The sequence below is a fragment of the Thermus sp. CCB_US3_UF1 genome, from assembly GCF_000236585.1.
GTDB lineage: Bacteria > Deinococcota > Deinococci > Deinococcales > Thermaceae > Thermus.
This window is the reverse complement of sequence record NC_017278.1, coordinates 374,857-389,259: the sequence shown is the minus strand read 5'-3', so window position 1 is coordinate 389,259 and position 14,403 is coordinate 374,857. Positions and strand designations below refer to the sequence as shown.

The 14,403-nt window shown below is 68.1% G+C and carries 13 protein-coding genes; 12 read left to right on the top strand and 1 reads right to left on the bottom strand.

The genetic code is table 11. From position 1 onward, the window contains the following. Positions 1-2: 2 nt before the first annotated feature. The 4 genes from TCCBUS3UF1_RS01740 to TCCBUS3UF1_RS01725 all read left to right on the top strand — a co-directional run bounded on the left by TCCBUS3UF1_RS01740 (position 3) and on the right by TCCBUS3UF1_RS01725 (position 4,281). Positions 3-731: an alpha/beta hydrolase gene (locus tag TCCBUS3UF1_RS01740; RefSeq protein ID WP_014514776.1), complete on the top strand. Its 729-nt coding sequence runs from the start codon at positions 3-5 to the stop codon at positions 729-731. Then, a complete protein-coding gene (locus tag TCCBUS3UF1_RS01735) occupies positions 712-1,278 on the top strand; it encodes a DUF72 domain-containing protein (protein ID WP_014514775.1) in 567 nt (188 codons plus the stop codon). The genes TCCBUS3UF1_RS01740 and TCCBUS3UF1_RS01735 overlap by 20 nt, the downstream gene beginning before the upstream one ends. Then, positions 1,275-3,167: a biosynthetic arginine decarboxylase gene (gene speA / locus TCCBUS3UF1_RS01730; protein WP_014514774.1), complete on the top strand. Its 1,893-nt coding sequence runs from the start codon at positions 1,275-1,277 to the stop codon at positions 3,165-3,167. The genes TCCBUS3UF1_RS01735 and speA overlap by 4 nt, the downstream gene beginning before the upstream one ends. Before the next feature lie 73 nt (positions 3,168-3,240). Then, the gene (locus TCCBUS3UF1_RS01725; protein WP_041433942.1) at positions 3,241-4,281 is read left to right on the top strand and encodes a diguanylate cyclase; all 1,041 of its coding nucleotides are present in this window, start codon (positions 3,241-3,243) and stop codon (positions 4,279-4,281) included. A gap of 47 nt (positions 4,282-4,328) precedes the next feature. Here the strand turns inward: TCCBUS3UF1_RS01725 and metK are convergent, their stop codons facing one another. Continuing rightward, the gene (gene metK, locus TCCBUS3UF1_RS01720; protein WP_155983246.1) at positions 4,329-5,516 is read right to left on the bottom strand and encodes a methionine adenosyltransferase; all 1,188 of its coding nucleotides are present in this window, start codon (positions 5,514-5,516) and stop codon (positions 4,329-4,331) included. Positions 5,517-5,597: 81 nt separating this feature from the next. Here metK and murI point away from each other — a divergent pair, with 81 nt between their 5' ends. The 8 genes from murI to TCCBUS3UF1_RS01680 all read left to right on the top strand — a co-directional run bounded on the left by murI (position 5,598) and on the right by TCCBUS3UF1_RS01680 (position 14,402). Beyond that, positions 5,598-6,371, top strand: a complete 774-nt coding sequence (gene murI, locus TCCBUS3UF1_RS01715; protein ID WP_014514771.1) for a glutamate racemase — start codon at positions 5,598-5,600, stop codon at positions 6,369-6,371. 36 nt (positions 6,372-6,407) lie between these two features. Continuing rightward, positions 6,408-7,052, top strand: coding sequence for a TIGR00730 family Rossman fold protein (locus TCCBUS3UF1_RS01710; RefSeq protein ID WP_014514770.1), 645 nt, complete (start codon positions 6,408-6,410; stop codon positions 7,050-7,052). A gap of 5 nt (positions 7,053-7,057) precedes the next feature. Further along, positions 7,058-7,669 carry an RdgB/HAM1 family non-canonical purine NTP pyrophosphatase gene (gene rdgB / locus TCCBUS3UF1_RS01705; RefSeq protein WP_014514769.1) on the top strand — a complete coding sequence of 204 codons (612 nt, stop codon included), beginning with the start codon at positions 7,058-7,060 and terminating at the stop codon, positions 7,667-7,669. After that, entirely contained in the window at positions 7,666-8,697 is a 1,032-nt protein-coding gene (locus TCCBUS3UF1_RS01700; RefSeq protein ID WP_014514768.1) for a hypothetical protein, read from the top strand. Before rdgB ends, TCCBUS3UF1_RS01700 begins: the two co-directional genes overlap by 4 nt. Positions 8,698-8,789: 92 nt before the next feature. After that, complete coding sequence (locus TCCBUS3UF1_RS01695) at positions 8,790-9,986, top strand: maltose ABC transporter substrate-binding protein (protein WP_014514767.1); 1,197 nt, start codon at positions 8,790-8,792, stop codon at positions 9,984-9,986. A gap of 58 nt (positions 9,987-10,044) precedes the next feature. Further along, positions 10,045-11,373: an ABC transporter permease subunit gene (locus tag TCCBUS3UF1_RS01690; protein WP_014514766.1), complete on the top strand. Its 1,329-nt coding sequence runs from the start codon at positions 10,045-10,047 to the stop codon at positions 11,371-11,373. Continuing rightward, complete coding sequence (locus TCCBUS3UF1_RS01685; protein WP_014514765.1) at positions 11,374-12,693, top strand: sugar ABC transporter permease; 1,320 nt, start codon at positions 11,374-11,376, stop codon at positions 12,691-12,693. Continuing rightward, the gene (locus TCCBUS3UF1_RS01680) at positions 12,690-14,402 is read left to right on the top strand and encodes a glycoside hydrolase family 13 protein (protein ID WP_014514764.1); all 1,713 of its coding nucleotides are present in this window, start codon (positions 12,690-12,692) and stop codon (positions 14,400-14,402) included. Before TCCBUS3UF1_RS01685 ends, TCCBUS3UF1_RS01680 begins: the two co-directional genes overlap by 4 nt. Position 14,403: the final 1 nt, after the last annotated feature.

Here is a 14,403-nt window from a genome sequence, read left to right as displayed (position 1 = left end):
CCATGGGGACGGAGCGCCTGGAACTCGCCGGCCTTCCCGTCTTGGCCGAGATCCCCGCAAGGCCCAAGGCCCTCCTCCTCGCCCTCCACGGCCTCCAGGGGTCCAAAGAGCACATCCTCTCCCTCCTTCCCGGCTACCTCGAGGCCGGCTTCCTCCTCTTAGCCTCCGACGCCCCCCGGCACGGGGAGCGCCCGGGCCCACCCCCCTCGGCCAAGGACCCCTTCTATGTGGAAAGCGTTTACCAGGTGGCCCTGGGCTTCGCCGAGGAGGCCCTGGGGGTGGCAGAGGAGGCCCAAAGGCGCTTCGGCCTCCCCCTCTTCCTGGCCGGGGGGAGCCTGGGGGCCTTCGTGGTCCACCTCCTCCTGGCCCAAGGCTTCCGGCCCAGGGCCGCCCTGGCCTTCATCGGCTCCGGCTTCCCCATGAAGCTCCCCCAAGGGCAAAGGGTGCGGGACCCCCGGGTCCAGGCCCTTTACCAACACCCCCCGGCCCTCCGGGGCGAGGCCTACGGCGGCGTACCCCTCCTGCACCTCCACGGCACCGAGGACCTGATCGTGCCCCTAGCCCGCATGGAGGAAACCCTGAAGGCCTTGAGGCCCCACTACCCCGAAGGCCGCCTGGCCCGCTTCGTGGAGGAAGGGGCGGGGCATACCATCACCCCCCTGATGGCCCGCATGGGGCGGGCCTTCCTGGAAGGCTGGCTGGAGGGAGGCCTTGCTCCTGGAGGGGCTTAGGGGATACCGGGGCTACCCGGGTGGCTTCCGGGCCTACCGCCGGGCCTTCCCCACGGTGGAACTCTCCTGGTGGCACCGGGTGGGGGACCCAAGAACAATTGGCCGCCTCAAGGCCCTAGCCCCTACAGGCTTCCGCTTCAGCGTCCACGGGCACAAGCACCTCAGCTACCGCCCCTCCGGGGAGGAACGGCGGGTCCTAAGGCGCTTCCTGCGCCGCTTCCGCCTCTTCGGCCCCAAGGCGGGGGCGGTGCGCCTGGAGGTACCCGAGGGGGTGGAGCCGGAAGCCTTCGCCTCCTGGCTGGACCTCCTGGAGGAGGTCCTGAAGGAGGTGGGGCCGGTGGCCCTGGCCTTCCAGGTGGCGGAGGCCCTGAAGCCCCTGGTCCGGGGGCGCGGGTACGCCCTGGTGAACGAGGCCGGAGGGCCTTTCCTGTACCTGGTGGACCCCGAAGGCCCCTTGCCCGAGGGAGAGGGGTACCTCTACCGCCGCCACCCTTCACAAGCCGCCCCGTCCGCCCTACACTCAAGGGCGGAGGTTGACCCGGGTTGAAGACGGCCAGGCGCTTTTCCCCCAAAGAAGCCGAGGAGATCTACCTGGTGCCCTACTGGGGTGCGGGGTTTTTCCGGGTGGGGCGGAACGGGGAGCTGGAGGTAACCCCCCTGGGCCCCGAGGGGCCCGCGGCCTCCCTCTTGGAGATCGTGGAGGCCCTTAGGGACGAGGGCCGGCCCCTGCCCCTGGTGCTCCGCTTTCCCCAGATCCTGGAAGCCCGCGTCCGGGAGCTGAACGAGGCCTTCCAAAGGGCCATGGAGAAGTACGGCTACACGGGAGGCTACCGGGGGGTCTACCCGGTCAAGGTGAACCAGCGGCGGCTGGTGCTGGAGACGGTGGCCCGGGCGGGAAGGCCCTACCACTACGGCCTCGAGGCCGGCAGCAAGGCGGAACTGGCCCTGATCCTGGCCCAGAACCTATCCCCCGAGGCCCTCATCACCACCAACGGCTTCAAGGACGACGACTTCATCCGCCTGGCCCTCATGGGGCGGAAGCTGGGGCGGAACGTGGTCATCACCCTGGAGAAGTTCGCCGAGCTCCCCCGGGTGGTGCGGCTTTCCCGGGAACTGGGGGTGCGGCCCCAGATCGGGATCCGCTACAAGCTGAAGGCCAAGGGGGCGGGGCAGTGGGAGGCCAGCGGGGGGGAGAACGCCAAGTTCGGCCTCACCACCCCGGAGATCGTGAGGGCGGTGGAGATCCTCAAGGAAGAGGGCCTCCTGGACACCCTGGTCATGGTCCACGCCCACATCGGCAGCCAGGTGACGGACATCCGCAAGATCAAGGCCGCGGTGCGGGAGGCCGCCCAGACCTACGTGCAGCTGCGCAAGCTCGGCGCCCCCCTCACCTACCTGAACCTGGGCGGAGGGCTGGCCGTGGACTACGACGGCTCCAAGACCAACTTCTACGCCTCCGCCAACTACACCCTCCCCGAGTACGCCGAGGACCTGGTCTACGTGACCAAGGAGGTGGTGGAGGCCCAGGGGGAGCCCCACCCCACCCTGGTCACGGAGTCGGGTCGGGCGGTGACCGCCTACCACGAGGTCCTGGTCCTGGAGGTGATCGACGTCATCACCCCGCCCGGGGAGGAACGGCCCCAGGCCCCTTCGGAGGGAGCCCACCCCCTGGTGAAGGAGCTCTGGGAAGGCCTGCAAGGCCTCTCCCCAAAGAACTTCCGCGAGGTCTACCACGACGCCTTCGCCGACAAGGAAACCCTGCAGACCCTCTACGACCTAGGCCTGGTTTCCCTCAAGGACCGGGCCCTGGGGGAGGAGATCTTCTACCACATCGCCCGCCGGGTCTACGCCATCGTGCGGGAACTCCCCTACGCCCCCGACGAGTTTGAGGACCTGGAAAAGCTCCTGGCCGACAAACTTATCTGTAACTTTTCCATTTTTCAGAGCCTCCCCGACGCCTGGGCCATCCACCAGCTCTTCCCCATCGTCCCCCTTTCCCGCCTCCACGAACCCCCCACCCGCCAGGCCACCCTGGTGGACATCTCCTGCGACTCCGACGGCAAGATCGACCGCTTCATTGACCTGCACGACGTGCGGCAAAGCCTTCCCGTCCATGCGGTGCGGCCAGGGGAACCCTACTACCTGGGGGTCTTCCTGGTGGGGGCCTACCAGGACGTGCTGGGCTCCAGCCACAACCTCTTCGGCCAGGTGGGGGAGGCCCACGTGGCCGTGGACGAGGAAGGGTTCGCCATCGAGCGCTTCGTCCCTGGGGAAACGGCGGAGAAGGTCATTGAGAAGATGGGCTTCACCGCCCGGGAGCTCTTCCAGGGGGTGGAGCGCCTGGTGCGGCAAAGCCGCCTTTCCCCAGCGGAGAAGGGCGCCTTCCTGGAGCGGTACGTGCGGGAGCTGCAGGGCTACACCTACCTGGAGGACTAAGGCCGTTAAGGCCCCGTTAAGGTCCCCCCGGGCAAGATAGGGCCTGGGGGTGTTGGTGTACCCTGGAGATAGCTTGCGCCCTACCCTGGAGCTCCTGGACCCCTTGCACCCCCTCCGCAGGCGGACCGCCCTCTGGCTTCTGCCCCTGGGGGGGGTCTTGGCCCTGGTGGCCTTGGGCACCTCCCTGGCCACGGGACTGGACCCGGTGGACCGGGTGTTGCTGCCCCTCTTGGCCGTAGGGTTTTTTGGGCTGGCCCTGGTCCTCTGGCGCCTGCCCCGGGCGGCCTCCTGGGTCCTGCCCGCGGCCCACGCCCTGGTGGCCCTTTACCTCCTGAGCACCCTGGCCTACCAGCTCCTCTTCCGCCCCAACCCCATGGGCCTTTCCCCCGCGGCCTTCTGGGTGCCCTTCGTCTACTTTTCCGGCTTCCTGTTCTTCCAGAGCCAGCGGGCCGTGCGCCTCGCCCTCCTCTACCTGGGCCTCCTCCTTTTCCTCTCCCTCCTGGGGGGGCTACGGGGGCATTTCCAGCCCGCCCACCTCAACGCCCTGGCCCAGTTCTTTGGGGCCAACCTGGCCTACGTGGGCCTCCTCTACATGCTGGTGCGCATCAAGGAAGGGTACATGGAGGCGCAACTGGACGCCTACACCGACTTCCTCACCGGCCTCCGCAACCGGCGCTACCTGGAGCTGGCGCTGGAAAGGGAGCTTTTCCGCGTGCAGCGCTATGGCCGCCCCCTTTCCCTGGTGGTCCTGGACCTGGACGGCTTCAAGGCGGTGAACGATACCCACGGGCACGAGGCCGGAGACCGGGTGCTGAAGGCGCTGGCCACTTGCCTCGAGGGCCACATCCGCCAGAGCGACCGGGCGGTGCGCCTGGGCGGGGAGGAGTTCGCCGTGCTCCTGCCGGAAACGGACCTGGCCCACGCCCTGGCCCTTTCGGAAAGGCTCCGCCAGGCGGTGGCCCGCCTCAAGGTCCCCCCGGCGGGCCCCCTCACCGCCAGCTTCGGGGTGGCCCAGGCCAGCCCCACCGACTCCCCCCTCTCCCTCCTCAAGCGGGCCGACGAGGCCCTCTACCGGGCCAAGCGCCAGGGCAAAAACCGGGTGGAGGTGGGATAACCCCCGCCAAGGGCCCTGCCCTTGCGGGGAAATCCCATAGGAAGCTTTTAGAGACCCGCTTCCCGCCTTAGGGCCTCCGCCCGGTCCGTCTCCTCCCAGGGGAAGCCGTGGCGGCCAAAGTGGCCGTAGGCGCTGGTGGGGGTGTAGATGGGCCGGAGGAGGTCCAGCTCCTCAATGATGGCCAGGGGCCTGGGGTCAAAGACCCGCTTGGCGATCTCCGTCAACTTCTCGTCGGGAAGAAGCCCGGTGCCAAAGGTCTCCACCCGCAGGGAAACCGGCCTGGCCTTGCCGATGGCGTAGGCCAGCTCCACCAGGGCCCGCCGGGCTAGGCCCGCCGCCACCAGGTTCTTGGCCATGTACCGGGCGTAGTAGCTGGCGGAGCGGTCCACCTTGGTGGGGTCCTTGCCGCTGAAGGCCCCCCCGCCGTGGGGCACCGCCCCCCCGTAGGTGTCCACGATGATCTTGCGCCCCGTGAGGCCGGTGTCCGCATGGGGTCCGCCCAGGATGAAGCGGCCCGAGGGGTTGATGAGGTACTCCGTCTCCCCCTCCTTCAGGTACTCAGCGGGGATGGCCTGGCGCACCACCTCGCGGATGAGGTCCTCGCGAAGCTGGTCTTGGTCCACCTCCGGGGAGTGCTGGGCGGAGACCACCACGGTCTTGACGTAGAGGGGCTTATCCCCGTCGTAGACCACGGTGACCTGGGCCTTGCCGTCGGGGCGCAGGTAGGGGAGGAGGCCGGTTTTGCGCACCTCGGCCAGGCGCATGGTGAGGCGGTGGGCCAGGGTGATGGGCAGGGGCATGAACTCGGGGGTTTCGTCGGTGGCGTAGCCGAACATTAGCCCCTGGTCCCCGGCCCCGGTGCGGTCCAGGGGATCGGTGGACTTGAGCACCCGCCACTCGTAGGAGAGGTTCACCCCCCCGGCGATGTCCGGGGACTGCTCGTCAATGGCGGTGAGGACCGCGCAGGTGTCGGCATCAAAGCCGTACTTGGCCCGGGTGTAGCCCACCTCCCGCACCGTCTTGCGCACCAGGCCAGGGATGTCCACATAGCCTTCGGTGGAGATCTCTCCCGCCACGAACACGAGCCCGGTGGTGACCAGGGTTTCCGCCGCCACCCTGGCCTTTTTGTCCTGGGCGATGAGGGCGTCCAGGATGGCGTCGGAAATCCGGTCCGCTAGCTTATCCGGGTGCCCTTCCGTAACCGACTCGGACGTGACCAGCCGCAACTTGCGCACCTCCTTACAGGACCCGCCCCCTCTGGGGCAACCCTGATAGTATAGCACCCCCCCTGGTCCGTCCAGGTATGATGGCGGCTCGTGAAGGACCCCAGGAGGCCCATCGGCGTCTTTGACTCGGGGGTGGGCGGGCTCACCGTGCTGGAAGCCCTGCGCCAGGCCCTGCCCCAAGAAGACTTCCTCTACTTCGGAGACACCGCCCGGGTGCCCTACGGGGGTAAGCCCCTCCCCATGGTGCGGCGGTTCGCCTGGGAGATCGCGGGCTTCCTCCTCCGGCAAGGGGTCAAGGCCATCGTGGTGGCCTGCAACACCGCCAGCTCTGCCGCCCTGCCCGACCTGGCGGAGGACCTCTCGGTACCCGTCTTCGGGGTGCTGGAGCCGGCAGCCGAGGTGGCCCGGGGCTTTGCCCGGGTGGGCCTCATCGGCACCGAGGCCACGGTGGAGAGCCGGGCCTACGAGCGCCACCTGCCCCTGGCCTGGGCCAAGGCCTGCCCGCTTTTTGTCCCCCTGGTGGAGGAAGGCCTTTGGGACGACCCCGTGGCCCTTCTGGTGGCCCGGCACTACCTGGAGGAGGCCCCCCAGGACCTCGAGGCCCTGATCCTGGGCTGCACCCACTACCCCTTCCTCAAGGGCACCCTGAAGAAGGTGCTGCCCGGGGTGAAGCTCATCGACTCCGCCGAGGCCACAGCCAGGAAGGTGGCGGAAACCCTGGCCCGGGAAGGGCTTCTGAACCCGGAGGGGCGGGGCAGGGTGGCCCACTTCGTCACCGGGGACCCGGAGAGCTACCGCAACCTGGCCGAACGCCTGGGGGTAAAGGTGGAAAGGTTGCGGCGGGTCAGCCTGGAAGAGCTTTGATCCCCGGGGAAGGCCCGCCCTGGGGTAAAAAGGGGCATGGCGAGGAAGCCCCTGATCGACCAGCTCCACCACGAGGACGCCTGGCGGCTTTTCCGCATCCTGGCGGAGTTCGTGGAGGGGTTCGAAGCCTTGGCGGGGATTGGGGTGCCCCTGGTCTCGGTCTTCGGCTCGGCCCGCTTCGGCGAGGGCCATCCGGCCTACGCCCTGGGCTACCGCCTGGGGCGGGCCCTGGCGGAGGCCGGCTACGGGGTGGTCACGGGGGGCGGCGGGGGGGTGATGGAGGCGGCCAACCGGGGGGCTTTTGAGGCCGGAGGGGTGAGCGTGGGGCTCAACATTGAGCTCCCTCACGAGCAGAAGCCCAACCCCTACCAGACCCACGCCCTCTCCTTTCGCTACTTCTTCGTGCGCAAGGTGCTCTTCGTGCGCTACGCCCATGCCTTCGTCTTCCTGCCCGGGGGGCTGGGCACCTTGGACGAGCTCTCCGAGGTGCTGGTCCTGATCCAGACGGAAAAGGTTCACCCCTTTCCCGTCTTCGTCCTGGACCGGGCCTACTGGCAAGGGCTCTTGGGGTGGATGGAGTTTCTCAAGGCCCAAGGGGCCATAGACCCCCAGGACCTCTCCCTCCTTACCCCCATGGAAACGCCGGAGGAGGTGGTGGCGGCCCTGAAAGGAGTATCCTGAAGGGGATGCGCCTGGTCCTGGCCACCTCCAACCCCGGCAAGGTGCGGGAGCTCAAGGAGGGCCTGGCCCCCCTGGGCTGGACCCTCCTTTCCCTGGCCGACTTCCCCTTGCGCATGCCCAAGGAGGAAGGGGCCACCTTCCTGGACAACGCCCTCCTCAAGGCAGCCCACGTGGCCAAGGCCACGGGGCTTCCCGCCCTGGCCGATGACTCGGGCCTCGAGGTCTACGCCCTGGGCGGGGAACCGGGCGTCTACTCCGCCCGCTACGGGGGACGGGAGACCGACCGGGAGCGCAACGTCTACCTCCTGGAAAGGATGCGCCACCTCAAGGGAGAGGAGCGGAAGGCCCGCTTCGTGGCCGTTCTGGTCCTGGCCTACCCCGACGGGCATGTGGAGCGCTACGAGGGGAGCGTGGAGGGGTACATCCTGGAAGCCCCTCGGGGGGAGGGCGGCTTCGGCTACGACCCCCTCTTCCTGGTGCCCGAGGCGGGGAAGACCTTCGCGGAGATGAGCCTGGAGGAGAAGGCCCGCTACTCCCACCGGGGCAAGGCCCTGCAGGCGCTCCTGAAGGCCTACGAACACGGACCCCCGCCCCGGGAGGTCTCCAAGCTGGAATGAACCTCCTTTCCCCCCACATCGCCCTCTACCGCCTCTACGACCTGGCGGACGAGATCGACCTCTCCCGCCTCTCCACCCCCAGGCTCCGCCTTTCCCGGCCCCGCCTGGGGGCGGTGCGCTTCCAAAGCCCCCCCGCCCAGCTGGAACTGGGGGCCCGGAGCGTGGAAGGCCTCTCCGGCCTCCTCACCGCCCGGCTTTACGAGTTCGGGGTGGCCGCCTTATCCTTTCGCATCCATCTGGGGGAAAGGCTTCCCTGGGAGGCCTTCGTGGAACGGGCCCTGGCCCTGCCGGAGCTGCCCTTTTGGGAGGGCTTCTTCCTGGCAGAGCTGGCGGCCCTCGAGCCCTACCTGGAAGGGGCCCTCTTGCGCCCCGAGGAGAAGCGGCTTTCCGAGGAGTTCACCGTCTACCACGCCTTGGGCCTCGAGGGGGAAAAGGCCCACGCCCCCTCCGTGGACCTCACCCCCTTGTGGATGGGGGCCAAGGAGGAGTTCGCCCCCGAGGTGCGGCGGGAGATGGAGCGCTACCGCTACAGCTACTCCACCGAGGACCTGGCCCTTCTGGGCTTTGACCGGGTGCTCATCCTGGACTCCGAGGGGATCTGGGACGTGGCCGACCTGGTGGAGTTCGTCCACGCCCAGCTCCTGGAGCTCTCCTACTACGACCGGGTGCTCACCGAGGAGCTGGAGGCGGTGCCCGAGGTGCTCCGCCACCGGGGGCTTTGGGGGTACGGGAGGCTACAGCGCCTGCGCCGCCGCCTCATGGCCCGCCACGCGGAGATCGCCGACGTGCGGGCCCGGATGGAGGGGGCCTTGCGCATCACCGAGGACCTCTTCTACGCCAAGATCTACCGGGCCGCCCTGGAACTCTACGGGGCCCACGAGCTGGAAAGGAGCGTGGAGGAGAAGCTTAGGGTCCTGGAGGCCACCTACGAGATGGTGACGGAAGAGGTGGCCCACCTGCGCACCCAGGCGGTGGAGATGGCCATCCTGGCCCTGATCGCCTTTGAGGTGGTGCGGGCCCTGCACTAGGGACTTGCGTCCCCTTAGGAAGTGGTATGCTTGGGGCGCAGGGCGCGGAAAAAGTTTAGGCGGAAACGCTACCACGCGCCCGGAGGTGGGATATGAAGAAAGCGCTGGCGGCACTGGCTCTTGGGCTTTCCCTGGCCTTGGCCCAGGGAAAGATCACGGTATGGACCCACTTCGGGGGCCCCGAGCTGGAATGGCTCAAGGCCCAGGCCCAGGCCTTTGAGAAGGCCGCGGGCACCAAGGTGGAGGTGGTGGAGGTCCCCTTTGGGGACATCAAGCAGAAGTTCATCCTGGGGGCCCCCCAGGGGCAGGCCGCGGACCTGGTGGTCACCATCCCCCACGACTGGCTGGGGGAGATGGCCCAGGCTGGGGTGCTGGAGCCCATGGGCAAGTACGTGACCCAGGGCTATCTGGCCGACCTCCAGGGCGTGGCGGTGGAGGCCTTCACCTTCGGGGGACGGCTTTTTGGCCTTCCCGCCTTCGCGGAGAGCGTGGCCCTCATCTACAACAAAAAATACGTGAAGGAAGCCCCCAAGACCTGGGAGGAGTTCCTGGCCCTGGCCCGGCAGCACACCACGGGCGCCACCTTCGGCTTCCTCTACAACATCGGCGACCCCTACTTCAACTTCGGCTTCTTCCGGGCCTTTGGCGCGGATAACGTCTTCGCCAAGGACGCCAAGGGGAACCTGGACCCGAGCAAGCTCCTCCTGGGCGGGGAGGTGGGGGAGAGGGCCCTTAGCTTCATCAAGGACCTCCGCTTCCGCCACAACCTGGTGCCCGAGGGCGTGGACTATGGGGTGGCCGACGGGGCCTTCAAGGACGGGGCCTTGGCCATGATCATCAACGGCCCCTGGGCCCTGGGGGATTACAAGAAGGCCAAGATCGACTTCGGCATCGCCCCCTTCCCCACCCCGCCCGGGGCCAAGAACCCCTGGGGGCCCTTCCTCGGGGTGCAAGGGGTGGTGGTCAACGCCTACTCCAAGAACAAGACCGCCGCGGTGAACTTCGCCAAGACCCTGATCACGGGCCGGAACCTGGTTTCCTTCAACCAGGCGGGGGGCCGCATCCCCGTTTCCAAGAGCGCGGCCAAGACCCTGGAGAAGGACCCCGTGGTGGCCGGCTTCTCCCGGGTCTTCGCCCTGGGCACCCCCATGCCCAACATCCCCGAGATGGGCAAGGTCTGGGGGCCCTGGGGGAACGCCATCAACCTGGCCATCCAGCGGCCCGACGCCAACGTGAAAAAGATCGTGGAGGACATGGTGGCCGAGATCCGCAAGGCCATCGGGCGCTAAGGCCCATGCCGGCCCCCCACGGGACCATCCTCCCCCGTGGGGGGCGTATCGTTAGACCATGAGACACCCACCTGGCCTCAAAGGCTTCCTCCTGGCCCTTGCCCTCCTCCTGGGCCTCCTGGTCCTGGCCACGGGGGTGGGGATCCTGGGGTATCTGGCCTTGGAAGCCCGTTACGCCCTCCCGGGCTGGACCATCTTGGGCCTGGCCCTGCTGGTCCTGGTGCCGGGGGCCATCCTCCTCACCCGCCTTTTCCCGTGGCTGTCCGACTGGTACTACTTCCTGCCCGCCCTGTCCTTCCTTCTGGTCTTCACCCTCTACCCCATCGGCCTCACCGTCTACCTGGCCTTCACCGATTATTCCGGGGCCAGAAACGGCTTCCCGGACCGTTCCACGGAAACCCGGGTGCTGAAGCAGGAGGGGGCCGAACTGGTCCTGGAGGCGCCGGTGGAGGAAGCTCTCCGCTGCCAGCCCTGCCAGGGAGAACCGGTGGAGGTCTACGCCGAGGGGCACCGGATGCGGGCGCGGATCCTCGAGGCCGAAGGCCCCACCCTGCTCCTGGACCGCACCCCCCCTTTCCCCGCGGCCTTCGTGGCCAAGGTGAACGCCTTCCACTTTGTGGGGCTTAGGAACTTCGCCTTCATCCTTTCCCAAGCGGGCCAGGCCCTCCTTCCCGTCTTCCTTTGGAACGTGGTCTTTGCCGGCAGCACCGTCCTCCTCAACGCCCTGTTGGGCCTGGTGCTGGGGCTTATCCTCCACAACAAGGCCCTGAAGCTGCGTAACTTCTACCGCACGGTGCTCATCGTCTCCTGGGCCCTGCCCGGGGTGATCACCGTCCAGGTCTGGGTAGCCCTCCTCAACTACAACTTCGGGGCCATCAACCGCCTCTTGGGGGTTCTGGGGGTCTACCCCATCCCCTGGCTCAACGACCCCGACTGGGCCAAGGTGGCCATCCTCCTGGTGAACCTCTGGCTCGGGTTTCCCTACATGATGACCGCCACCTTGGGGGCCCTTTCCACCATCCCCGACGAGCTCTACGAGGCGGCCAGGGTGGACGGGGCCACCCCCTGGCAGGCCCTTTGGGGGATCACCCTGCCCCTTTTGGAAAAGCCCATGGTGCCCATCCTTCTCTCCTCCTTCGCCTTCAACTTCAACAACTTCTACATCATCTACCTGCTCACCGGCGGGGGGCCGGCCCAGGAGGGCCGCCTGGCCACGGCCCAGGCCACGGACATCCTCATCTCCTGGGCCTACAAGACGGCCTTCAGCGCCGAGGGGCAGTCGGCCTACGGCCTGGGGGCGGCCATCAGCCTGATCATCTTCGCCATCACCGTGGCCATCAGCCTGGTCAACTTCCGGGCCACGGGGGCCCTGCGGGAGGTGAGGTAGATGCGGCGGCTAGCTGGTTTCCTCCTCTTGGGGCTTCTCCTTTACGGGGTCTACTGGTTTGCGGCCCACCGGCTTTTTGACGCGGCCTCCTACCGCAAGCAGGTGGCCTTTGGCAGCGTCTTCGTACCCTATGGCTGGGCCTATGCCCTGGGCCTCCTCTTGGGCCTCGTGCTCCTGGTGCTCCTCTACAGCCTGGTGTACACGGCCCTGGCCAACCGCCTGCAGGGGCGGAAGCGGAGCCCCTGGCCCCTCTTTGGCCAGGGCCTCACCCACCTCTTCCTCTGGGTGCTCATCCTCCTGGTCTACTACCCCGTGGTCCAGGTGGTGGCGGCCAGCTTTGACCCCACCAACAACCTCTTCAGCTTCCGCCGGCCGGACACCGGTTTCCTCCTCCTGGACGCCAAGGTGATCCCCTACCTGCCCGAGCCCTCCTTGGAGAACTACGCCAAGCTGGTGGAGGGGGTGGTGCTTTACCCCTACCAGGTGGCCCTCCTCCTCCTCGCGGGGCTTTCCCTCCTGGGGGTGGGGGTGATGGGCCTCTTGCGCCGCCTCCTGGCCGAGGAGGGATGGGTGAACCTGTGGCAGGGGCGTTTCCTCCTCCTCCTGACCCTTAGCGTCTTCGCCCTGGCCCTCCTCCTCTCTCCCAGGCAGTTCACCGGCCAGGGGACGGAGGCCAAGTTCCTCCTCTGGGTGCGGAACACCTTCCTCATCTCCGGGCTCACGGGGCTTCTGGCCGTGCTCCTCACCGCCACCGCGGGCTACGCCTTTGCCCGCTTCCGCCACCTGCCGGGCCGCTACCCCATGCTCCTCTTTTTCATCTTCGTGCAGATGTTCCCGGGCTTTTTGGCCCTGGTGGCCATCTACTACCTGCTTTCCCGGCTGGACCTGCTGAACACCTTCACCGGGCTGGTCCTGGCCTACTCTGGGGGGATCATCAGCTTCGGCACCTGGGTGTACAAGGGCTACCTGGAGAGCATCAGCCCGAGCCTCGAGGAGGCGGCCATGGTGGACGGGGCCAGCAAGTGGCAGGTCTTCACCCAGATCCTCCTCCCCCTTTCCGCCCCCATGTTCGTCTTCATCTTCCTGCTGCAGTTCGTGGGCACCTACTCGGAGTTCGTCCTGGCCAACCTGGTCCTCACCGGCGTGGAGAGCTGGAACGTGGGGGTGGGGCTCAGGAGCTTCACCACCGGGCAGTTCCAGACCAAGTGGGGGGTCTTCGCCGCGGCCAGCGTCCTGGGTTCCTTGCCCATCCTCTTCCTCTTCTACGGCTTCCAGCAGTACTTCGTCTCCGGCTACACCGCAGGGGCGGTCAAGGAATGAACCGCCACGACCTGGAACACGTCCACCCCCCCTTCCCCGAGCTTGGGGAGGTGGTGGAGCTATTCCTGGAAACCCGGGCCCGGGAAGGGGTTTTGCTCTACGAGAAGGACGGGGAGCTGCACCAAGAGCCCCTGACCCGGGTCCCGGGGGGCCTACGGGCGCGGGTGGCGGTGCACGCCAGCCCCTTCCGCTACGCCTTCCGCCTCCCCCAGGGCTACCTGGGGAGCCACGGCCTGGAGAAGACCCTTCCCCGCTACGACCGCTTCTTCCACCTCCTGGCGGGGCCCTTGCCCCCTCCTTGGGCCCTGGGGGCGGTCTACTACCAGATCTTCCCCGACCGCTTCCGCCGGGGGCGGCCAGGGCTAGCCCCCAAGGAAGGGGCCTGGCGCCTGGGGGGGAAGCCCATCCGCACCAAGGCCTGGCACGAGCCCCCGGGCCCGGAAGGCGCCCATGAGTTCTACGGGGGGGACCTCTGGGGGATCCTCGAGGCTCTCCCCTACCTGGAGGCCCTGGGGGTGGAGGTCCTCTACCTCACGCCCATCTTCCAAAGCCCCTCCAGCCACCGCTACGACACCGAGCACTACCTGCGGGTGGACCCCCACCTGGGGGGGGAGGAGGCCCTCCAGGCCCTCTACGCCGCCCTGGAGGCCCGGGGGATGCGGCTTGTGCTGGACGGGGTCTTCAACCACGTGGGGGCCACCCACCCCTGGTTCCAAAAGGCCCTCCAGGACCCAGAAAGCCCGGAACGGGGAATGTTCACCTTCTACCCGGACGGCACCTACGCCAGCTTCTGGGGGGTAAAGTCCATGCCCAAGCTGGACTACGCCTCCCCCCTGGTCCAGGAGCGCTTCGTCTTCGGGAAGGAGGCCCCCATCCGCCGCTGGCTGCGCCTGGCCCACGGCTGGCGCCTGGACGTGGCCCACTCCCTCGGGGAAGGGGGGACCAACCGCAAAAACGCCCACTGGCTCCGCGCCCTGGCCCGGGCGGCCAAGGAGGCGCGGGAGGAGGCCCTGGTCCTGGGGGAGCTTTCCTACGACCCCACCCCCACCCTGCGGGCCCACACCCTGGACGGGGCCATGCACTACGCCGGCTTCGCCCACCCGGTGATGGAGTGGCTCTCGGGGCGGGACGTGCAGGGGAGGGCGGTGGCCCTGGGGGCGGAAGAGGCCTGGCAGGCCCTTTGGGACCACTACCAGGCCCTTCCCCTCCAGCTCCGCCCGGCCATGTACACCTTCGTTTCCTCCCACGACATCCCCCGGGCCCTCTGGCGGCTTCGGGGGGATGAGGCAAGGTTCAAGCTGGCCTACGCCCTGCTCTTCGCCTTCCCGGGAAGCCCCGCCATCTACTACGGGGACGAGGTTGGGCTTTCCCAAGCCAACCCCCATAGCCTCTGGCGGGGGGACCCCTACTGCCGCGCCCCCTTCCCCTGGGACGAGGGGGCCTGGAAGCGGGAGATCCTCTCCTTCGTCAAGCGCCTGGTGGCCCTGAAGAAGCGCCACCCCGCCCTGCGCCTGGGGGGGCTTTGGCCCCTAAAGGCCCCCAAGGGGGTACTGGCCTTCCGCCGCCGCTACGGGGGGGAGGAGGTCTGGGCCTTCTTCGCCCCCCAAGGGGCCCGGCTACGCCTCCCCCGGGGGGTAGACCTCCTTGCCGGGGAGGAGGTGGGGGGGGAGGTGGAGGCTTCCCATCTCCTCTTCCAGCCCCTATCCTGAG

What these genes read in the sequence shown, in the direction of transcription:
- TCCBUS3UF1_RS01740 (WP_014514776.1), top strand. Translation starts at nt 3, where the DNA reads ATGGGGACGGAGCGCCTGGAACTCGCCGGCCTTCCCGTCTTGGCCGAG.
- TCCBUS3UF1_RS01710 (WP_014514770.1), top strand. Translation starts at nt 6,408, where the DNA reads ATGGCGAGGAAGCCCCTGATCGACCAGCTCCACCACGAGGACGCCTGG.
- rdgB (WP_014514769.1), top strand. Translation starts at nt 7,058, where the DNA reads ATGCGCCTGGTCCTGGCCACCTCCAACCCCGGCAAGGTGCGGGAGCTC.
- TCCBUS3UF1_RS01700 (WP_014514768.1), top strand. Translation starts at nt 7,666, where the DNA reads ATGAACCTCCTTTCCCCCCACATCGCCCTCTACCGCCTCTACGACCTG.
- TCCBUS3UF1_RS01695 (WP_014514767.1), top strand. Translation starts at nt 8,790, where the DNA reads ATGAAGAAAGCGCTGGCGGCACTGGCTCTTGGGCTTTCCCTGGCCTTG.
- TCCBUS3UF1_RS01690 (WP_014514766.1), top strand. Translation starts at nt 10,045, where the DNA reads ATGAGACACCCACCTGGCCTCAAAGGCTTCCTCCTGGCCCTTGCCCTC.
- TCCBUS3UF1_RS01685 (WP_014514765.1), top strand. Translation starts at nt 11,374, where the DNA reads ATGCGGCGGCTAGCTGGTTTCCTCCTCTTGGGGCTTCTCCTTTACGGG.
- TCCBUS3UF1_RS01680 (WP_014514764.1), top strand. Translation starts at nt 12,690, where the DNA reads ATGAACCGCCACGACCTGGAACACGTCCACCCCCCCTTCCCCGAGCTT.